This is a genomic window from Rhodococcus sp. T7 (assembly GCF_009872365.1).
Classification (GTDB): Bacteria; Actinomycetota; Actinomycetes; order Mycobacteriales; family Mycobacteriaceae; genus Rhodococcus_F.
The window spans coordinates 43,301-62,104 of the sequence record NZ_WXYH01000323.1; the positions used below are offsets into that span (position 1 = coordinate 43,301).

18 protein-coding genes and 6 tRNA genes are annotated in these 18,804 nt (G+C 68.8%); 13 read left to right on the top strand and 11 right to left on the bottom strand.

The features are described from left to right. Nucleotides 1-36: 36 nt before the first annotated feature. From MLGJGCBP_RS26370 to MLGJGCBP_RS26390, 5 genes are all read right to left on the bottom strand, one after another. The gene (locus tag MLGJGCBP_RS26370; protein ID WP_087555878.1) at nt 37-612 is read right to left on the bottom strand and encodes an HIT family protein; all 576 of its coding nucleotides are present in this window, start codon (nt 610-612) and stop codon (nt 37-39) included. 5 nt (nt 613-617) lie between these two features. After that, entirely contained in the window at nt 618-2,675 is a 2,058-nt protein-coding gene (thrS, locus tag MLGJGCBP_RS26375; protein WP_087555877.1) for a threonine--tRNA ligase, read from the bottom strand. 95 nt (nt 2,676-2,770) lie between these two features. Next, nucleotides 2,771-3,196, bottom strand: coding sequence for a TIGR02611 family protein (locus tag MLGJGCBP_RS26380; protein WP_160099112.1), 426 nt, complete (start codon nt 3,194-3,196; stop codon nt 2,771-2,773). Between the two features lie 77 nt (nt 3,197-3,273). Then, nucleotides 3,274-4,476, bottom strand: coding sequence for an RtcB family protein (locus tag MLGJGCBP_RS26385; RefSeq protein ID WP_160099114.1), 1,203 nt, complete (start codon nt 4,474-4,476; stop codon nt 3,274-3,276). 157 nt (nt 4,477-4,633) lie between these two features. Then, nucleotides 4,634-4,705: transfer RNA gene (locus tag MLGJGCBP_RS26390), tRNA-Val, on the bottom strand. Nucleotides 4,706-4,957: 252 nt separating this feature from the next. On the opposite strand from MLGJGCBP_RS26390, the gene MLGJGCBP_RS26395 reads away from it, so the two are divergent. From MLGJGCBP_RS26395 to MLGJGCBP_RS26415, 5 genes are all read left to right on the top strand, one after another. Next, nucleotides 4,958-5,030, top strand: a tRNA-Gly gene (locus tag MLGJGCBP_RS26395). A gap of 24 nt (nt 5,031-5,054) precedes the next feature. Beyond that, nucleotides 5,055-5,125, top strand: a tRNA-Cys gene (locus MLGJGCBP_RS26400). Nucleotide 5,126: 1 nt separating this feature from the next. Then, a tRNA-Val gene (locus MLGJGCBP_RS26405) sits at nt 5,127-5,198 on the top strand. A 79-nt stretch (nt 5,199-5,277) separates the two neighbouring features. Continuing rightward, nucleotides 5,278-5,350, top strand: a tRNA-Gly gene (locus MLGJGCBP_RS26410). Between the two features lie 16 nt (nt 5,351-5,366). Next, a tRNA-Val gene (locus tag MLGJGCBP_RS26415) sits at nt 5,367-5,441 on the top strand. A 70-nt stretch (nt 5,442-5,511) separates the two neighbouring features. On the opposite strand, the gene MLGJGCBP_RS26420 is transcribed toward MLGJGCBP_RS26415, so the two are convergent. Beyond that, entirely contained in the window at nt 5,512-6,000 is a 489-nt protein-coding gene (locus tag MLGJGCBP_RS26420; RefSeq protein WP_160099116.1) for a 2-isopropylmalate synthase, read from the bottom strand. A gap of 398 nt (nt 6,001-6,398) precedes the next feature. Here MLGJGCBP_RS26420 and MLGJGCBP_RS26425 point away from each other — a divergent pair, with 398 nt between their 5' ends. The 4 genes from MLGJGCBP_RS26425 to MLGJGCBP_RS26435 are packed head-to-tail and all read left to right on the top strand — an operon-like array spanning nt 6,399 to nt 8,029. Beyond that, nucleotides 6,399-6,911: an MFS transporter gene (locus MLGJGCBP_RS26425; protein ID WP_236581379.1), complete on the top strand. Its 513-nt coding sequence runs from the start codon at nt 6,399-6,401 to the stop codon at nt 6,909-6,911. Next, nucleotides 6,899-7,138 (top strand): hypothetical protein, encoded by a 240-nt coding sequence (locus MLGJGCBP_RS52065; RefSeq protein ID WP_236581381.1) that lies wholly within the window; start codon nt 6,899-6,901, stop codon nt 7,136-7,138. The genes MLGJGCBP_RS26425 and MLGJGCBP_RS52065 overlap by 13 nt, the downstream gene beginning before the upstream one ends. Before the next feature lie 22 nt (nt 7,139-7,160). After that, entirely contained in the window at nt 7,161-7,502 is a 342-nt protein-coding gene (locus MLGJGCBP_RS26430; RefSeq protein WP_160099118.1) for a hypothetical protein, read from the top strand. Beyond that, nucleotides 7,499-8,029 carry a GNAT family N-acetyltransferase gene (locus MLGJGCBP_RS26435; protein ID WP_160099120.1) on the top strand — a complete coding sequence of 177 codons (531 nt, stop codon included), beginning with the start codon at nt 7,499-7,501 and terminating at the stop codon, nt 8,027-8,029. The genes MLGJGCBP_RS26430 and MLGJGCBP_RS26435 overlap by 4 nt, the downstream gene beginning before the upstream one ends. A gap of 9 nt (nt 8,030-8,038) precedes the next feature. Here the strand turns inward: MLGJGCBP_RS26435 and zapE are convergent, their stop codons facing one another. After that, entirely contained in the window at nt 8,039-9,055 is a 1,017-nt protein-coding gene (gene zapE / locus MLGJGCBP_RS26440) for a cell division protein ZapE (protein ID WP_160099122.1), read from the bottom strand. A 34-nt stretch (nt 9,056-9,089) separates the two neighbouring features. Between zapE and MLGJGCBP_RS26445 the strand changes: the two genes are divergently transcribed. Genes MLGJGCBP_RS26445 through msrB form a run of 4 tightly spaced genes read left to right on the top strand, consistent with a single transcriptional unit; the run spans nt 9,090 to nt 13,323 of the window. Next, nucleotides 9,090-9,878: a pyrimidine reductase family protein gene (locus MLGJGCBP_RS26445; protein ID WP_160099124.1), complete on the top strand. Its 789-nt coding sequence runs from the start codon at nt 9,090-9,092 to the stop codon at nt 9,876-9,878. Between the two features lie 14 nt (nt 9,879-9,892). Then, complete coding sequence (locus MLGJGCBP_RS26450; RefSeq protein WP_160099126.1) at nt 9,893-11,458, top strand: alpha/beta hydrolase; 1,566 nt, start codon at nt 9,893-9,895, stop codon at nt 11,456-11,458. A 34-nt stretch (nt 11,459-11,492) separates the two neighbouring features. Continuing rightward, nucleotides 11,493-12,827, top strand: a complete 1,335-nt coding sequence (locus tag MLGJGCBP_RS26455; protein WP_160099128.1) for a glycosyltransferase family 87 protein — start codon at nt 11,493-11,495, stop codon at nt 12,825-12,827. Nucleotides 12,828-12,885: 58 nt separating this feature from the next. Then, entirely contained in the window at nt 12,886-13,323 is a 438-nt protein-coding gene (msrB, locus tag MLGJGCBP_RS26460) for a peptide-methionine (R)-S-oxide reductase MsrB (protein WP_160099130.1), read from the top strand. Here msrB and MLGJGCBP_RS26465 read toward each other — a convergent pair. Genes MLGJGCBP_RS26465 through hemE form a run of 4 tightly spaced genes read right to left on the bottom strand, consistent with a single transcriptional unit; the run spans nt 13,283 to nt 18,772 of the window. After that, on the bottom strand, nt 13,283-15,631 hold the full coding sequence (locus MLGJGCBP_RS26465; protein ID WP_160099132.1) for a molybdopterin-dependent oxidoreductase: 2,349 nt from the start codon (nt 15,629-15,631) through the stop codon (nt 13,283-13,285). The two genes, msrB and MLGJGCBP_RS26465, sit on opposite strands and share 41 nt — an antisense overlap. Nucleotides 15,632-15,646: 15 nt before the next feature. Next, a complete protein-coding gene (hemQ, locus tag MLGJGCBP_RS26470) occupies nt 15,647-16,342 on the bottom strand; it encodes a hydrogen peroxide-dependent heme synthase (RefSeq protein WP_087555866.1) in 696 nt (231 codons plus the stop codon). Nucleotides 16,343-16,346: 4 nt separating this feature from the next. Continuing rightward, nucleotides 16,347-17,708, bottom strand: a complete 1,362-nt coding sequence (locus MLGJGCBP_RS26475) for a protoporphyrinogen oxidase (protein WP_160099134.1) — start codon at nt 17,706-17,708, stop codon at nt 16,347-16,349. Then, nucleotides 17,705-18,772 (bottom strand): uroporphyrinogen decarboxylase, encoded by a 1,068-nt coding sequence (hemE, locus tag MLGJGCBP_RS26480; RefSeq protein ID WP_201453200.1) that lies wholly within the window; start codon nt 18,770-18,772, stop codon nt 17,705-17,707. Before hemE ends, MLGJGCBP_RS26475 begins: the two co-directional genes overlap by 4 nt. Nucleotides 18,773-18,804 lie beyond the last annotated feature (32 nt).

Here is an 18,804-nt window from a genome sequence, read left to right on the forward strand (position 1 = left end):
TCGCGCGTCATTCATCTATCGCGTCATTCATTCGCGTCATTCATTCCAGGCCTTCGCCAGCAGCCCCCGGGTCTCGCGCAGCAATTGCGGCATGACCTTGACCCCGGCGAGGACCGTGATGAAGTTCGCGTCCCCGCCCCAGCGCGGAACGATGTGCTGATGCAGGTGCTCGGCGAGCGAACCGCCCGCCGCCGCACCGAGATTGAGGCCGACGTTGAAACCGTCGGGCCGCGACACCCGCTTGATCACGCGCAGCGCCTGCTGCGTGAACGACATCAGTTCGGCGCTTTCCGCCTCCGTCAGGTCCTCCAGCGCCGCGACCTTGCGGTAGGGAACCACCATCAGGTGCCCCGGGTTGTACGGGTACAGGTTCAGCACCGCGTACACGTGCTCCCCGCGGGCGACGATCAGCCCGTCCTCGTCGTCCATCTTCGGGATGTCGATGAACGGCTCGTTCGGGACGTCCTTCGACTTCGGTGTCTCGGCGATGTACGACATGCGGTGCGGCGACCAGATCCGCTGAAGGTGATCGGGCTCGCCGGGGCCGCGGTCGACGAGGCGGCCGGGGCCGCCGAGCATCTCGTCGGCCGTCACGTCGTCACCTCCGGTCATGTGGGTCACCCTTCCTGACCGGATTGCAGCAGTTCCGCCGTCGGCGACGCGTTCTCGCGGCGGCCGATCCATTCGGTGACGATGCGCACGGCGTCGTCCACGGGCACGCCGTTGACCTGGGTGCCGTCGCGGAATCGGAAGCTGACGGCGCCGGCTTCGACGTCGCGCGCACCCGCCAGCAGCATGAACGGCACCTTCTGCGCCGTGTTGTTGAAGATCTTCTTCTGCATGCGGTCGTCGCTCGCGTCGACCTCGGCGCGGACACCGGCCGCCTTCAGCCGCTTCACCACGTCGAAGAGGTGATCGGCGAACGTCTCCGCCACCGGAATTCCGACCACCTGGACGGGCGCCAACCAGGCCGGGAACGCGCCCGCGTAGTGCTCGGTGAGCACCCCGAAGAACCGTTCGATGGACCCGAACAGGGCCCGGTGGATCATCACCGGCCGCTGCTTGGTGCCGTCGGTGGCGGTGTACTCGAGGTCGAACCGCTCGGGCAGGTTGAAGTCGAGCTGAATCGTCGACATCTGCCAGGTGCGCCCCAGGGCGTCCTGCACCTGCACCGAGATCTTCGGGCCGTAGAACGCGGCGCCGCCCGGATCGGGAACCAGGTTCAGCCCCGACGACTCCGCGACCTCGGCGAGCGTCGCCGTCGCTTCCTCCCACACGGCGTCGTCGCCGACGAACTTGTCCGGGTTCTTGGTGGACAGCTCGAGGTAGAAGTCGTCCAGTCCGTAGTCCTTCAGCAGGCCGAGGACGAACTGCAGGGTGGACGCCAGTTCGTCACGCATCTGCTCGCGGGTGCAGTAGATGTGCGCGTCGTCCTGCGTCATTCCCCGCACGCGGGTCAGTCCGTGGACGACACCCGACTTCTCGTACCGGTACACCGAACCGAACTCGAAGAGCCGCAACGGCAGTTCGCGGTACGACCGTCCGCGGGAGCGGAAGATCAGGTTGTGCATCGGGCAGTTCATCGGCTTGAGGTAGTAGTCCTGGCCCGGCTTGCGCACAGTGCCGTCCTCGTTCAGTTCCTCGTCGATGTGCATCGCGGGGAACATGCCGTCGCGGTACCAGTCCAGGTGCCCCGACACCTCGTACAGGTGGCCCTTGGTGATGTGGGGGGTGTTGACGAACTCGTACCCCTCCTCGACGTGGCGTTTGCGGGAGTAGTCCTCCATCTCGGTGCGGATGATCCCGCCCCGGGGATGGAACACGGGCAGTCCCGAGCCGAGCTCGTCGGGGAAGCTGAACAGGTCGAGTTCCGACCCCAGCTTGCGGTGGTCGCGGCGCTCGGCCTCGGCGAGCAGTTCCAGGTGCTGCTCCTGCGCCTCCGCCGACTCCCACGCGGTGCCGTAGATCCGCTGCAGATCGGCGTTGTCCTGGTTACCACGCCAGTACGCCGCGGAGCTGCGGGTGAGCTTGAACGCCGGGATGTGCTTGGTGGTGGGGATGTGCGGGCCCCGGCACAGGTCGCCCCACACCTTCTCGCCGGTCCGTGGGTCCAGGTTGTCGTAGATGGTGAGCTCGTTGCCGCCCACCTCCATGATCTCCGGGTCGTCGATTCCCGACTTGTCGTCGATGAGTTCGAGCTTGAAGGGCTCGTTCGCCAGTTCGGCTCGCGCCTCCTCCAGCGAGTCGACGACGCGGCGCGAGAACCGCTGCGACCCCTTGACGATCTTCTTCATCCGCTTCTCGAGGTTCGCGAGGTCCTCGGGAGTGAACGGGCGCTCGACGGCGAAGTCGTAGTAGAAGCCGTCCTTGATCGGCGGGCCGATACCGAGCTTTGCCTCGGGGAATTCCTGCTGGACGGCCTGCGCGAGGACGTGCGCCGCCGAGTGGCGGATGACGCTGCGGCCGTCGTCGGTGTTCGCCGCGACCGGTTCGACCTCGACGTCGGCGTCGGGCACCCAGGACAGGTCCTTGAGCTGGCCCTCCGCGTCACGGACCACGACGACGACGTCCGGGCCCTTGGTCGGGTAGCCGGCCTCCCGAACCGCTGTACCGGCCGTCGTCCCCGCGGGCACCCGGACGAGGGTGGCTTGGGCGGCGGATGCGGGGGTGCTCACGGCGATGTTCTCCTAGGTGAGGTGTGCGGTGCAGACATGGTGAATGTGCCAGCCCATGTTATCGGCCCAGCAGTGACACCCAATCATGCGTCCGGCTAGAGCGGGCTCTCCAGCCACGGGTAGTCGAGGCCGATCCACGTCCCGACGAGACCGAACGTCCCGAGCAACCACAGCGTGGCGAGGACGACGGCACACGTCAGCAACGCGCCCAGCCCTTTGACCACCAGCGACTGCCGCGAGAACCAGTCCATGAACGTGTCGTAACGCTGCCGCGCGTAGTGCAGCAACCGGTGGGCCCACGCGAACTCGGACGCGAGGATGCCGAGCCCCGCGAACACGATCAGCCAGCCGGGCCCGGGGTACGGGATCGCGACGATCCCGGCGGCGAGCACGAGAACGCCGATCACCCCCACCACGATGCGGTACGCCAGGTTGAGGCGCGGGCGCGCGGCGACGTATGCCCGCCACCGGCGCCAGCGGCTCTCCGCTTCCTGGAACGGCGACAGATCCGAGTCGTCCACGTCCCTGTTCTCGGGCGCGGATCCCGGTCGAGCTTCTCTGCTGGTCACCAGTCCACCCTACCGACCGCGACCTGCGGTCACCCCTTCACACAGACGACCTGCCGCAGGTGGGCCACCACCTCGACGAGATCGGCCTGTGCTTCGATCACCTGCTCGATGTCCTTGTAGGCGCCGGGAATCTCGTCGATCACACCGGCGTCCTTGCGCGATTCGACGCCGGACGTCTGCCGCACCAGGTCGTCGACGGTGAACCGCTTCTTCGCCTTGGTGCGGCTCATCGTCCGCCCCGCCCCGTGCGACGCCGAATTGAACGACAACTCGGAGCCCAGGCCCCGCACCACGTAGGAACCGGTGCCCATCGACCCGGGGATGAGCCCGAGATCACCCCGGCCCGCCCGGATCGCGCCTTTACGCGTGACGAGCATCGGCTCGCCGTCGACGATCTCCTCCGACACATAGTTGTGGTGGCAGGAGATCGGCTCGTCGAACCGCACCGTCCTGCCGGGAAGGGACTGCCGGAAGGCCTGCATCACCAGCGTGAGCATGACGGCGCGGTTCCGGGCCGCATACTCCTGCGCCCACGTCAGGTCGTGGCGGTATGCGTCCATCTCCTTGCTGCCTGCCAGGAACACCGCGAGATCGCGATCGACCAGCCGCTGGTTGTGCGGCAGGGCCCGCGCCACCGCGATGTGCCGCTCCGCGAGTTCCTTGCCGATGTTGCGTGACCCGGAGTGGAGCATCAGCCAGACCTCGTCGGCGTCGGACACGCACACCTCGATGAAGTGGTTGCCGCCGCCGAGTGTGCCGATCTGCTTCATCGCCCGCGATTCCCGGGACTGCACACCGGAATGCAGGTCGCCGAACTCCTGCCAGAAGCGGTGCCACCCCTTCTTCACTCCCCCGGCATCGGTACCCAGCGCGCCGACGTTCACCGAGTGCTCGTGCATGGCGAAACCGACGGGCACCGCCCGCTCGATGTGCGACCTCATCGACCGCAGGCTGTCCGGCAGGTCGCTCGCGGTCACATCGGTCCGGACCGCCGTCATTCCGCAGCCGATGTCGACGCCGACCGCCGCGGGGGCGACCGCCGCCCGCATCGCAATGACGGAACCGACCGTCGCGCCCTTGCCCACGTGGACGTCGGGCATGACGCGCACCCCGTGCACCCACGGCAGGTCGGCCATGTTCCGCAACTGCTGCAACGCAGCCTGCTCGATGGTCTGCTCCTCCGCCCACATCAGTGTCGGCGCGGTGGTACCTTCCAGCCTCACGGGGAACATGGGACTTCAGTCCTTCGGTAGCGGATCACCCGGGAAATTTTCGGGCCGGCTCAGTTCATTGTCCGTCGCACCGGAGAGCGGCAACAACCGATTTTCCGGGTGCGCACACGAAAAAGAAGAGGTCGTTTCCGGTTTCGGAAACGACCTCTTCTTTGTGTGGTCCCGGCTGGGATCGAACCAGCGACCTTCCCGGTGTGAACGGGACGCTCTTCCACTGAGCCACGGGACCGAGGCGCGTCGAATACTCGCGCTCGAACGAGTTGGAACATTAACAGACCGAGCGGCCGAACGAAAATCACCTCGATGGGATTCGTGTGGGATTCGTGCCGGCCCCTGGCTGCGGCACGCCCGCGACCCGGTCCCGTTCACGTCGAGTTCACCGCCTGATGCCTTGACCTGCAGATTTGTAACTATCGCGGATGGTCGGCTAATGTTCTCAACCGCACCACGGAGAACATTCTCCGCGAGTTACACGGTGCATGCGGACGTGGCGCAGCTGGTAGCGCACAACCTTGCCAAGGTTGGGGTCGCGGGTTCGAATCCCGTCGTCCGCTCGAGAGGTTGGACTCAACCTTCGCGGTGGAGTGGCCGAGTGGTGAGGCAACGGCCTGCAAAGCCGTGCACACGGGTTCGATTCCCGTCTCCACCTCGCGCGATTAGCTCAGCGGGAGAGCGCTTCCCTGACACGGAAGAGGTCACTGGTTCAATCCCAGTATCGCGCACCGAGATAGATGCTAGATGCTCGACTGTTAATGTGTGACTTGCTCGACAGTGACAGCCCCGCAAGGGGCCTTCACGAATGCGGACGTGGCGCAGCTGGTAGCGCACAACCTTGCCAAGGTTGGGGTCGCGGGTTCGAATCCCGTCGTCCGCTCTCTTTTTTCCGTCCCGCGCGATTAGCTCAGCGGGAGAGCGCTTCCCTGACACGGAAGAGGTCACTGGTTCAATCCCAGTATCGCGCACCATTTCGCGTTCAACCGAAGAGTTCACGACGTGCGGCCCCGGTCATCGACCGGGGCCGCACGTCGTTGTGCGTCAGGCGGGCCGGAGCCGGTTGGCGCCGGAGATCATCGCGCGCAGAGTCGATTCCGTGCGGGACTCGCCGATTCCCATCGCCCAGAGCCGGATGCCCGCGCTCTCACAGAGCAGGAAGGTCGCCGTGCGGTGCCCGATCTCGTGCTGGTGGAAGGACAGGATCTCCATCGCACACCCCGCGTCGTACAGCATCGAGGTCATGGCGGAGACCGGGCCGGGCGCGCTCGCACCGGTCTTGCAGATCGATTCGCCGATGCCGAGGGTGGCTTCGAAATCCCACATCCCGGGCCCGGTCTTCGTTTCCGACCAGCTGCCCAGGCGGAACGGTCCGTTGGACGGTGCGTAGACGGTCTCGAACGCGGTCCAGGTCATCCCGGCGGCTTCGGTGCGGAGTTCCGATGGCAGCGACTTGCCGTGGCGCACGGCGAACGGGTCGGCGGCCGGTGTCGACGAGGGAAAGGATAGAGCGAAAGAAGTGTTGGTGCTCATTCTCGTGGTCTTCCTGGAAGGAGGGAGGACCAACGCGTAGCTCAACGACCCGCAGCGAGGGGTCGGTCCGTATCAGACCCCGCTACGGCGGAGAACTACGAGAATGCGCTGCATGGAGGACACTGTAAGCGACAACCGTCCACTGAGACAACCCCGGTGCGTGCGGTAACGCCGGCCACGGCGACGGCCGGTGACGAAATCGTTACCCCCGCTTCTGGAACGTGAGGAAATCCTCATGTATCGTCGAACTTGCCATCCACCCCCCCGATGGCAATGAGCCCCAGCCATGACCCCCCATCCAAGGCTGGGGCTCAGTCTTGTTCCGGGCACCTCGTCGACCGGCGCTTTCGGACATATCACCCGCCGATCCGGAGAACGCTGCACATCCCCGCAAATTATTGGACACTCGTCCAATCAGAGACCAGGATCGCCGCACTCACGGCGGGGATGTCCACGATCGAAGGCTCGCCGAACACCTGGCCCGCCGCTTCTCCAGCAGGGCGGCACCGCAACTCGGGCTCGCGACGATCGCGGCCGCGGGCGGGGCGCTCGGTTTCAGCCCGAACACCGGCGCCTTCTTCGCCTGCCTGTCCGCGTACGGCGCCGGACTCGGCATCGTCGACGCCGCCGCCAACACGCAGGCGGTGTCGATCCAGCACGCCTACGGTCGCTTCGTCCTGTCGTCGTTCCACGCGGTGTGGAGCGTCGGTGCGATTGCGGGCGCGCTCTTCGTCGCCGCGACGTCGGCCCTCGGCGTGGGTGTCGCCGCCGCCCAGCTGACGGCGGCGTTCGTCGTCGCCGGATCGGCCCGGTGCGGGCCCCGGCAGGCATCGCCGCACCGGCGATTGACCCTGTGGCCGTTCCGGTTCCGATCCGGGCCCACCAGTGCGCGGCTCTGGTGTCGCGGCTGAGTGGCGACTTCTGGATCGCGAAATACGACGAGATCGCCGTCGTCCGTGCGGGTTCGGCGGTCGGTGTCGCCGGAAGGGCGGTCGGCGGCGCCGCCGCCGCGACCGACCTGCGGATCGGGTTCGTGGTCCCGCTCCTGTTCGCGCTCGGACTCCTCCTCCTCGCACCCGCGTTCGCCCCGGACCGGGACCGCGAAGAGCAATCCGAGTGGGCCCCGGATCGCGACTGACAGCAGATGTTCTACTTAGGTCATGCCGACTTGGGGATGGTTCGTGATCGCGGTGGCGATCGTCTACATCGCGGTTCTGGTCACGTCGCGGTCCTGTCGCGGCGGCTCGCACACCCCACCCGACCTGCATCCCGCATCGACGTGGCGGCACCTCGACGACGCCACCCGGGACGAGGTGACGTGCCTGCTGGACCGGGGCCGGACCACCGAGGCGATCAAGCTCCTCGTCGCGCGGGACGGAATCGGCGTGCGGCACGCGAAGGCCACGGTCGAGTACGGCCGGAGCATTGCGGCGATCAGCCTGCTGCGGGACAGTACGGGGATGACTCTTCGGGAAGCGAAGGACGCGGTGGATCAGCTGTGACTGTCGAAATCGACCCGGCGGGAATCTGGGATTCCGAGGCGATCGCCGACGTCGCCGCGGCGACGTTCCCCCTTGCGTGCCCGCCTGGGGCGACGCAGGACGACATCGCCACGTTCATCGACGACGTGCTGTCCGCCGAACGGTTCTCCGAGTACCTCACCGACCCCGACCGCACCGTCCTCAAGGTGACACATGGCGGGGCGATCGTCGGCTACGCGATGCTGATCGACGGGGAACCCGCCGATCCGGACGTCGGCAGGATCGTGACGCTGCGGCCGACCACCGAGATCAGCAAGCTGTACGTGCTGCCCGGCAATCACGGGACCGGCGTCGCGTCCGCGCTGATGGATGCGATCGTCGAACGGGCGGTCGCGGCGGGGTGCGCCGGGCTGTGGCTGGGCGTGAACCAGGAGAACGTGCGAGCCCAGCGCTTCTACGCGAAGCACGGCTTCACGCAGGTCGGAACGAAGACGTTCGTCGTCGGCACCCAGCTGCACCACGATTTCGTGATGCAGCGGGCACTGTAGCGAGCCGGGTCAGCTCGCCGCGACCTCGAAACGCGACAGCGCCAGCAGACGCGACGTGGCACGCAGGTACTTCTTCCGGTACCCGCCGGCCAGCATTTCGGGGGTGAAGATCGCGTCGAGCTTGGCTCCCGCAACGGTGACGGGGATGCTCGCGTCGTAGAGGCGGTCGGCGAGGACCACCAGCCGCAGCGCCACCGACTGGTCCTCGGCGGGGTGGACACCGTCCAGGAACACGGCCGGAATGCCCTCGACCAGCTTGTTGTAGCGGGACGGGTGCAGCGTGCTGAGGTGTTTGCACAGGGCGTCGAAGTCGTCGAGTGTGGCACCGGGGATGCTCTCGGCGCGCTCGGCGAGCTCCTCCGAGGAAATCGGGTCCGGGGCCGGCGGCAGGTCGCGGTGGCGGTAGTCGGGTCCGTCGACGCGGATCGTCTCGAAGATGGAACCGAGCTTCTTGATCTCCCGCAGGAAGTCCTGTGCGGCGAATCGTCCCTCACCGAGCTGGCCGGGCAGCGTGTTCGACGTCGCGACGATGGACACGCCGCGTGCCGACAACTCCGACAGCAGGCGGGAGACCAGCATGGTGTCGCCCGGGTCGTCGAGTTCGAATTCGTCGATGCAGAGGACGCTGTGGTCGGACAGCTGTTCGACGGCCTTGTTGAAGCCGAGGGCGCCGACGACGTGCGTCAGCTCCACGAACGTGCCGAACGCCTTGGGCGACGGGACGCTGTGGAAGATCGAGGCCAGGAGGTGGGTCTTGCCGACGCCGAAGCCGCCGTCGAGGTAGAGACCGGCACCGGTGGCCGGCGTCTTCTTCCCGAACAGGCCGCGTCGACCGCCGCTGCGGATCTTCACGACCTTCTTCGCGAACTCCTCCGCCTTTTGGACCGCGGCGGCCTGGCTGGGTTCTGCGGGATCGGGAATGTACGACGCGAAGCTCACCTCGTCGAACATGGCCGGGGGCACCATCTGAGCTACCAACTGATCAGCGGGGACCACGGGGCTGCGATCGACAAGACGTGCATGCATACAAGCAGGGTATCCACGTGTTGTGATCACCAACATGCACCGTGTACATATTGCGACATTTTTCACACCGGACCGTCCGCCCGTCCGGGAGGAGTCCAGCGAATCGACCGCGAACACGCTGCGTGAGCTGTACGCCTATCCGGCGGAGACCCCGCGGCCGTGGATCCGCGTCAACTTCGTGAGCAGTATCGACGGCGCCGTCTCCGTCGACGGGGTCAGCGGGGCGCTCGGCACCCCCGCGGACGCACTGGTCTTCGAGACGCTACGGGAACTGGCCGACGTCGTGCTGGTCGGGGCCGGAACCGTCCGGGCGGAGAACTACGGCGGCGCGCGCGTCGGCGCCGAGGGCAGGCGACGCCGGGCGACCTCGGGGATGCCGGAGGTTCCACCGATCGCCGTCGTATCCGCCCGCGCCCACCTCGACCCGCAGGCCCGCCTGTTCACGGACACCGAGGTGGCGCCGATCGTCGTCACGTGCGCGGACGCCGACCCGGCGCGGATCCGCGCCCTCGCCGACGCGGGCGCCCGGATCGTCACGGCAGGCGACGGGCAGATCACCAGTGAAGGACTGATCGCGGCTCTCGACGATCTCGGACACCGGCGGGTGCTCTGCGAGGGCGGCCCGAGCCTGTTCGGGCAGCTGATCGCGGACGACGCCGTCGACGAGGTCTGCCTGACCACCGCGCCGGTGCTCGCCGGGGGAACGGCCGGGCGCGTCGCGACCGCACCGAATGCCCGGATCACCGCGATGACTCCCGCGCACATCCTCACCGACACCGACGGCACCGTCCTCACCCGATGGGTGCGGCTGCCCCGCCCGTAGCGGAACCTGGCAGGGTGGTCGCCATGCGCAGATCGGTGTTGCTCGCAATGGTTCTCGTGGTGTGCACCGCGTGCGGAGCCGGACCGTCCAACCGCCCGCACGTGGCAGTCGAGCGCGAGGGCGGCGGCAGCGAACCCACCGCGACCGAGACCGAGAACCCCGACGCTGCCCCGCCCGTGCTGCAGACCCCGAAGAACGACCTGGCGTGGACCGACTGCACTCAGAGCACGCTCGGCGCCCTGGGCCCGGGCACGACGGCCCCCGCCGGGATCGTCTTCGAGTGCGGCTCCTACGAGGCGGCCGTCGACGAGAGCGGCACCCTGCCCGGGACCTTCACGACGGGTGCGATGCGGGCGCGGCTCGCCGACACCCCCGAGAACGCGGCGCCACTCGTGCTCACGTCGGGATCGGACCGGTCGTCGACCGCGACGCTCGCCGCGCTGAGCACCGGTGGTCTGACGTCGCTGCTGTCGACGCGCCCGGTGGTCGCGGTGGACCGCCGCGGGATCGCCGCCTCGCAGGAGATCGAGTGCCTCACCCCGGAGCTCCGCAGCAGCCTGGCGAATCTCGGGCAGTTCGACCCGGGGACGGGTGACCAGGTCGACAAGGTGACGGCGCTGGGCCGCGACGCCACCATCGCGTGCACCGACTACCTGCAGCCGCAGGAACTCGCGTTCGACAGCACCCACGCCGCCGACGACATCGAGGAACTGCGCCGCACCTGGGACGTCGACGCGCTCGGGATCCTCGCCACCGGCAACGGCAGCGCCGTTGCGCTCAGCTACGCCGCCAAGTACCCCGGCCGGGTCGGCCGGCTCGTCCTCGACTCCCCCGCCGTCACCACGGTGGACGCCGCGACCGTCACCGAGCAGCAGGTGGCGGGCCAGGAGGCGGCGTTCGACGCGTTCGCCCGCCAGTGCACGGCCCTGAACTGCTCCCTCGGCGCCGATCCCCGCGCCGCGGTGACGGACGCCGTCACCCGCGCCGCGAACGGGCAGATCCCCCGGGTGTCCGCGAACGCCCTCCTCACCGCGGTGTCCGGGTCGCTCGCCGCGGCGGGCGGCGACCAGCAGGGCCGCGTCCGCGCCCTGTCGGATGCCGTGTCCGCCGCCCTCGCCGGGAACACAGGGCCGATCCTCGCGGCGGTCGCGCAGGCCGAGGCCGCCTACGAGAGCGACGGCCAGTTCATCACCCGCTGCACCGACGGCCAGCAGTGGCCCGCACCCGACCGGGTCCGGGAACTGCAGAAGCTGTGGGGCGAACGGTTCCCGTTGTTCGGCCCGACCGCCGCCGTCGGACTGCTCACGTGCACGTCCTGGCCCGCGACCGCGCCCCCCGCCCTGCCCGGCGAGCTGACGCTGCCGGTCCTGGTGCTCAGCGGCACCGCCGACCCGGTCGTCGGGAATGCCGGGGTGGGGACGGTGACGGGGGCCGTGTCGAGTGCAGGCGCCGCGACGGCGACGCTGACATGGCACGGCAGCGGCCACCCCGCCACCCATTCGGACTGCGCGCAGAAGTCGATCGTCACCTACGTCACGGACGGGGTGCTGCCGCCGGACGGCAGCGCCTGCCCCGCCTAGCGGAGGTGTTCCGCCCGACACCCACAGGGGGTGCGTGACCGCACGTCAGGGCATCTCGGTGTACCGTGCCGTGGTGTTCCTTCGACAACTCGAACCGCGCACCGGGCGGACTGCCAACGAGGTAATCAACTTCGCGCTGTGGCCGATCGCCGTCATGACCGTGCTGCATCGAGTGGTCGTCAAGGCGGTCAACGGGTACATCACCGACGACTTCCGGCCGGTCTACAACGCTGCGCTGGCCTTCCTCAACGGGCGCCCCGTGTACACCGCCAACTTCAACTGGGTCGATCCGCACTACCTGTACCCGCCGTCCGGGACGCTGCTGATGGCGCCGATCGCGGTGATCGACCCCGAGAAGTCGCGCTGGCTGTTCATCATCGCCAACGCGATCGCCATCGTGATCGCCCTATACCTGCTGCTGCGGCTGTTCGGCCTGGGATTGAACTCCATCGCGGCCCCGATCCTGCTGCTCGCCACGTTCTCGTCCGAGACCGTTACCAACACCCTGGTCTTCACGAACATCAACGGCCTCGTCCTCCTCGGCGAGATCGCGTTCCTGGTGTTGCTCATGAAGCGCAAGGACATGTGGTCCGGTGTCGCCATCGGACTGACGTTCGCGGTCAAACCGATCCTCGCCCCGCTGCTGCTGCTGCCTCTGGTGCGCGGACAGTGGAAGGTGTTCGTCACCGCGATCGGCATCCCCCTGATCCTCACCGCCGTCGCGTGGCCGCTGTCCGCAGACCCGATGGACTTCGTGCACCACACGGTGCCGTACCTGATGGAGTCGCGCGACTACTTCAACAGCGCGATCGTCGGCAACGGCAAGTACTACGGTCTGCCCACCGGTCTGATCTGGGCGCTGCGCGGCATCTTCGCCGCCATCGTGCTCTCGTCCCTGTGGCTGCTCCACCGCTTCTACCGCCACGACGAACTGTTCTTCGTGGTCACCACGTCCGGTGTTCTGCTGACGGCGTCGTGGCTGCTCGGCTCGCTGGGCCAGATGTACTACTCGATGATGCTGTTCCCGCTCCTGATGTCCGTGGTGCTGAAGAATTCTGTGATGCGGAACTGGCCGGCGTGGCTGGCCGTGTACGGCTTCATGAGCTACGACAGCTGGCTGTCGAGCCGGTTCATCGAAGCCGGCCGGACCGCGGAGTACATGAAGACCACGCTGGGGTGGAGTCTGATGCTCCTCGTGATCTTCGGTGTGCTCACCGTCCGGTACGTCACCGCGCGACGCGAAGGTCGCCTCGACCGGGGCATCGATCCGGCGTTCCTCCTCGAACCGGGCGAGAGGGCCCCGCAGACTCCGCGGGAGCCGGAACCGGACGAGCAGCCGCAGGTCGAGTCGGCCGCCGCCAAGACATAGCTCCGTCACACGCCGGGGCCTCACGGCCGGAATCGGCGAAACGTATTAGCGTGGAGCCATGAGTTCGCAGCAGCAGGATCCCACGCAGTCCGCCCCGAAGGTTGATCTCTCCGACAGCGAGTGGCGCGAGAAACTGACTCCCGAGGAGTACGCGGTGCTGCGCCAGGCCGGCACCGAGCGCCCCTTCGTCGGCGAGTACACCGACACGAAGACGGAAGGCGTCTACCACTGCCGGGCCTGTGGCGCCGAACTGTTCCGCAGCACGGAGAAGTTCGAATCGCACTGCGGGTGGCCGTCGTTCTTCGACCCGGCCGACTCGGACGCCGTCATCCTCCACGAGGACACCTCGCTGGGCATGCGCCGCGTCGAGGTGGTCTGCGCGACGTGCCACAGCCACCTCGGCCACGTTTTCGAGGGCGAGGGCTACCCCACCCCCACCGATCAGCGGTACTGCATCAATTCGATCTCGCTGGTTCTGGAACCGGCCGGCGAATGATCGCGGGCGGATCGAACGCCCGGATCGGCGGTAGTTCGCCGTCGTAGCGTTCGATCTGCACGAGCACGTGCTGGCCCGTGCAGCCGTGGGCGAGTGACGACGTGCCCACGTCCGGGGTCAGCACGTTCGGGTTCCCGTGCACGCAGAGCGAATCCGGGTCGGCGGCGTCGAGCGGGTCGTACCAGGCCCCCGTCGACAGCTGCACCACTCCGCGGCGGACACCCTCGTCCACCACCACACCGGCGAGGCACGCGCCCCGGTCGTTGAACACGCGGACGACGTCGCCGCCGGTCAATCCGCGGTCGGCGGCGTCGTCCGGATGGATGCGCAGCGGTTCGCGGCCCCGGATCTTCGACTTCTGGCTGGTGCCGCCGTGATCGAGTTGGCTGTGCAGGCGGGTGCGCGGCTGGTTGGCGATCAGATGCAGCGGGAACTGCCGGGCCCGCGGGCCACCGAGCCATTCCTCCGGCTCGTACCAGCGGGGGTGTCCGGCGCAGTCGTCGTAGCCGAATCCGTCGATGTCCTCGGAGAAGATCTCGATCCGCCCGCTCGGGGTGCCGAGCGGGAACTTCACCGGATCCGCCCGGAAGTCGCCGAACAGGATCAGGTCGTCCTCGGTCCGCATCCGCACGTGGCCCTGCGTCCAGAAGTCGTCGAAACTCGGCGCCGGTCCGCCGTCCGCGCGGACGAAGTCCCGCCACTGCCCGTACAGGTGCTCGAGCCACTGCCCGGACGTGCGGCCCTCGGTGAACTTCTCGCCGACACCCAGCTTCCGGGCGACGGCGGCGAACGTGTCGTAGTCGTCCTGAGAGTCGGCGTACGGCGTCACCGCGGCGTGCATGGCGACGAGAAGCGGATCGTTGCGGGTACAGCTGATATCGGCCCGCTCGAGCGACGTGGTGGACGGGACGACGATGTCGGCGTGCCGGGCCATCGGCGTCCAGTAGGGGTCGTGAACCACGATCGTGTCGGGCCGGGCCAGTGCGCGGCGCAGACGCGGAATGTCCTGATGGTGGTGGAACGGGTTGCCGCCCGCCCAGTACAGCATCTTGATGTCCGGGTACGTCAGCCGCTGACCGTCGTAGTCGAACGGGGCGCCCGGGTTCAGCAGCATGTCCGACACCGCGGCCACGGGGATGAAGTCGCGGACCGGGTTCAGTCCCTGAGGAAGGGTGGGCAGCGGGTACGGGACCGGGGCGAGTCCGGGCTCGTTCATGGAACCGTAGCCGTGCCCGAAACCGCCACCGGGAAGACCGATCTGGCCCAGCATCGCGGCGAGGGTGACCCCCATCCACGGGGCCTGCTCGCCGTGCCGGACCCGTTGCAGCGACCAGGTGACGGTCACCATCGTCCGGCCCGCCGCCATCCGCCGGGCCAGGGCCACCAGATCTGGGGCGGCGATGCCGGAGATCCGCTCCGCCCAGGCCGGCGATTTCGGGACACCGTCGGAGCGTCCGAGGAGGTAGTCCTCGAAGCGGTCGTAGCCGACGCAGTGGCTGCCGAGGAACGCAGTGTCGTGCAGGCCTTCCGACGCGAGGACGTACGCGAGGGCCAGCATGACCGCGACATCGGTGCCGGGCACCGGCGCGTGCCGTTCGGCGACGCCGTGCATGTCGTCGCTCAACGGACTGAACGACACGACGGATCCGCCGCGCCGCCGCAGGGCGTCGAGGGCGTCGCGGGTGGGGTGGTCGCTGGTGCCGCCGTGATTGACACCGGTGTTCTTGAGGGGGACGCCGCCGAAGCACACCATGACGTCCGTGTGCTCGGCGATGAGCTTCCAGGACGTGGAGCGGGCGAACATCTTCCAGTGCGTGCCCACCACCCGGGGCATGACGACGCCCGTCGCGCCCAGCGAGTAGCTGTGCACCGAACGGGTGTAGCCGCCGAGTGTGTTCAGGAACCGGTGGACCTGGCTCTGCGCGTGATGGAAGCGGCCCGCGCTGGCCCACCCGTAGGAACCGCCGTAGATCGCGCTGTTGCCGTGGGTGTCGACCACCCGGCGCAGTTCGTTCGCCAGCCGCTGGGTCAGCTCCTCCCAGTCCACCGCCACGAACTCGTCGGAGCCGCGGGACGTGCTCGGTCCCGGGCCGTGCTCGAGCCACCCCCGGCGCACCACCGGACCGGTGATCCGCGCCCTGGTGCGGACCGACCCGGCGAGGTTGCCGAGCACCGGTGACGGGTCGGCGTCACCGGTGTACGGGTGCGCGGCCACGACGTCGCCGTCGGCGACCTCGGCCTCGAACATGCCCCAGTGCGACATGTGCTGATAGCGGGGCGCCCTGCGGGCCCCGTCGGCGTCACTCATTTCTCGAGCGTCAGATCACGGCAGAGCCGCGACGAGCTTCTCCACATCCACCCGCGGACCGGTGAAGAACGGCACCTCCTCGCGGACGTGCAGCCGGGCCTCGGTGGCGCGCAGGTCGCGCATGAGGTCGACGATGCGGTACAGCTCGGGCGCCTCGAACGCGAGGATCCACTCGTAGTCGCCGAGCGCGAACGCGGGCACGGTGTTGGCGCGCACGTCCTTGTAGGTGCGGGCCGCCATGCCGTGGTCGGCGAGCATCTTCCGGCGCTCGTCGTCGGGAAGCAGGTACCACTCGTAGGAGCGGACGAACGGGTACACGCAGATGTAGTTGCCCGGATCCTCGCCTGCCAGGAACGCCGGGATGTGGCTCTTGTTGAATTCGGCCGGACGGTGGCACGCGACGTTGCTCCACACGGGCTTGCTCGCGCGGCCCAGGGCGGTGGTGCGGCGGAAGTCGGAGTACGTGGCCTGCAGGGCCTCGATGCTCGCCGAGTGCGTCCAGATCATGAAGTCGGCGTCGGCGCGCAGCCCTGCCACGTCGTAGAGCCCGCGCACCACGACACCCTTCTCGGCCTGACCTTCGAAGAAGATCCGTGCCTCCTTGATCACGGCTTCCCGGTCGTCCCCGAGTACACCGGGTTCCACCTGGAACACCGAGAACATGAGGTAGCGGATTTCAGAGTTCAATGCGTCGAAGTCGAGGCGTGCCATGGGTCTATCGTGCCACTCGCCCGGAGAGCCGTGCAGCCGCCGTCGTCGCAGCGGCCACACAGGCGGGTACACCCACCCCGTGCAGGAGCGCCCCGGACACCTCGATACCGCCCAGACCTGCGACTTCCTGCTCGATGGCCGCCACCCGCTCGAGGTGGCCGGGACCGTACTGCGGCAGTCCGCCGTGCCAGCGCTGGACGTGCGCGGCGACGGGTTCCGGCGACCCGCCGGTGACGGTCGCGAGGTCGCGCCGGGCCGCGGCGATCAGCTCGTCGTCGGGTGCGTCGACGACGGCAGCGTCGCCGAATCGTCCGAACGATGCCCGCACGAGGGTGACCTCCCGCTCGGCGAGGTGCGGCCACTTGCGGCTCGACAGGGTGAACGCCTTCGCGCCGAGCGACGTGTCGGTGGCGACGAGGATCCCGGAATTCTGCGGGACGTCGGTGCCGGCGGGCAGGGCCAGGGCGACGACGGCCGAGGAGGCCAGCGGGATGTCCGCGGCGGCCGCCGACGCCCGGGGCGCGACGCCGGCGAGCAGGTCGGCGAGCTGGGGAGCGGGCACGGCGAGCACCACGCCGTCCACCCGGCCCACCGGGTCCGCCGACCAGCCGTCGCCGTCGCGGCCGAGCGACCGGATCCGCTCGGGCACGATCTCCGCGCCCGCGGCGTCCGTGAGGGCACGCAGCAGGACGCCGTAGCCGTCCCGCAGCGCCCCGAACACCGGACCTGATGCGGGAGGGGGAAGTGCCTCCGCCACCGCCGCGGACAGGCTCGTGGCACCGCGGTCGAGGGCCGCCGCAAGGGTGGGGAGTGCGGCGCGGACACCGATGGTGTCCGCCAGCCCCGAATAGACCCCTCCGAGAAGCGGATCCACCGATCGCCGGACCACCTGCGCACCGAACCGGTCGCCGACCAGCGCACCGACGGCGACGTCGGCGCCCGGTGTCCAATCGAGGGGCACCGTTCGCTCCCCCGCCACCTGCGCGAGGGTCCGGTCGTCGACGAGGCCGCGGAGGCTGTTCTCGTCCGCGGGGATCCCCATGAGGGTGTCGGCGGGCAGCGGGTGCAGGGCGTTCTCGGACCAGATCAGCGGACGCAGTCCCGCCGGGTGCACGAGCTGGTCGGAAAGGCCGAGTTCGCCGAGCAGGGCAGGCAGTTCCGGGCGCCGCGCGATGAAGGCTTCCGCGCCGACGTCGACGGGCTCCCCGGCCAGGTCCACCGTGCGCAGCTTGCCCCCGAGCCGTCCCGCGCCGTCGGCGACGACGATCCGGGCATCAGGGCCGAGCCGTTGCCGCAGGCGGTACGCGGCAACGAGCCCGGAGATGCCGCCGCCGACGACGAGAACGTTCGGCGACGACCCGGTCACAGGGAGTGCACCAACTCGACCAGCGCGGTCAGCGCGCCCGGGTCGGTGTCGGGCAGGACGCCGTGCCCGAGGTTGAAGATGTGTCCCGTGGCGCCTGCGGCGAGGGCGGCGTCGGCCTCCGCGGTGATGCGGCGCACCTGCTTCTCGACGGCCGCCGGTCCCGCGAACAGGACCGCGGGGTCGAGGTTGCCCTGCAGCGCCTTGCCCGGACCGACCCGGCGCGCCGCGACGTCCAGGGGGATGCGCCAGTCGACGCCGACCACGTCGGCGCCCGCCTCGCCCATCGCGCCGAGCAGTTCGCCGGTTCCGACACCGAAGTGGATCCGCGGCACCTTCGCGCTCTCCACCTCCGCGAACACCCGCTCGGAGTGCGGCAGCACGAACTCCCGGTACTCGGCCAGCGACAGCGCGCCCGCCCACGAGTCGAACAGCTGGATCGCGTCGACGCCGGCGCGCAGCTGGGTCTGCAGGAACGTGATGGTGGTGTCGGCGAGCGTGCCGAGCAGCGCGTGCCACGTCTTCGGGTCGGAATGCATGAGCGCCTTCGTGCGCTCGTGGTTGCGGCTGGGTCCGCCCTCGACCAGGTACGAGGCGAGGGTGAACGGGGCACCGGCGAAGCCGATCAGCGGCGTCGAGCCGAGTTCCGCGGTGAGCAGCTGCACGGCCTGCGCGACCGCGCCGACCTCCTCGGGCACGAGGCGGGGCAGGGCGGCGACGTCCGCGATCGACCGGACCGGGTTCGCGACGACGGGGCCGGTGCCGGCCACGATGTCGAGATCGATCCCGGCCGCCTTCAGCGGCACCACGATGTCGGAGAACAGGATCGCGGCGTCGACCCCGTGCCTGCGCACGGGCTGCATGGTGATCTCGCAGACCAGTGCCGGATCGAAGCACGACTCGAGCATCCCGATCCCCGACCGGATCTCGCGGTACTCGGGAAGCGAGCGGCCAGCCTGCCGCATGAACCACACGGGGCGCCGGCCTGGAGCGCGACCTTCCGCGGCCGCCAGGAGGGGTGCGTCGGGGAGCACCCGCCTCGCGGCGTACGTTTCCCGTTCGCTCATGCCTGCATTGGTGCTTTCCAACCCGCTCATCG

Excerpts from the sequence above, each read along its gene's own strand:
- MLGJGCBP_RS26370 (WP_087555878.1), bottom strand. The coding sequence starts at position 612 with ATGACCGGAGGTGACGACGTGACGGCCGACGAGATGCTCGGCGGCCCC.
- MLGJGCBP_RS26445 (WP_160099124.1), top strand. The coding sequence starts at position 9,090 with ATGCACCGTGTACATATTGCGACATTTTTCACACCGGACCGTCCGCCC.
- zapE (WP_160099122.1), bottom strand. The coding sequence starts at position 9,055 with ATGCATGCACGTCTTGTCGATCGCAGCCCCGTGGTCCCCGCTGATCAG.
- msrB (WP_160099130.1), top strand. The coding sequence starts at position 12,886 with ATGAGTTCGCAGCAGCAGGATCCCACGCAGTCCGCCCCGAAGGTTGAT.
- hemQ (WP_087555866.1), bottom strand. The coding sequence starts at position 16,342 with ATGGCACGCCTCGACTTCGACGCATTGAACTCTGAAATCCGCTACCTC.
- MLGJGCBP_RS26420 (WP_160099116.1), bottom strand. The coding sequence starts at position 6,000 with ATGAGCACCAACACTTCTTTCGCTCTATCCTTTCCCTCGTCGACACCG.
- hemE (WP_201453200.1), bottom strand. The coding sequence starts at position 18,772 with ATGAGCGAACGGGAAACGTACGCCGCGAGGCGGGTGCTCCCCGACGCA.
- MLGJGCBP_RS26385 (WP_160099114.1), bottom strand. The coding sequence starts at position 4,476 with ATGTTCCCCGTGAGGCTGGAAGGTACCACCGCGCCGACACTGATGTGG.
- MLGJGCBP_RS26465 (WP_160099132.1), bottom strand. The coding sequence starts at position 15,631 with ATGAGTGACGCCGACGGGGCCCGCAGGGCGCCCCGCTATCAGCACATG.
- MLGJGCBP_RS26430 (WP_160099118.1), top strand. The coding sequence starts at position 7,161 with ATGCCGACTTGGGGATGGTTCGTGATCGCGGTGGCGATCGTCTACATC.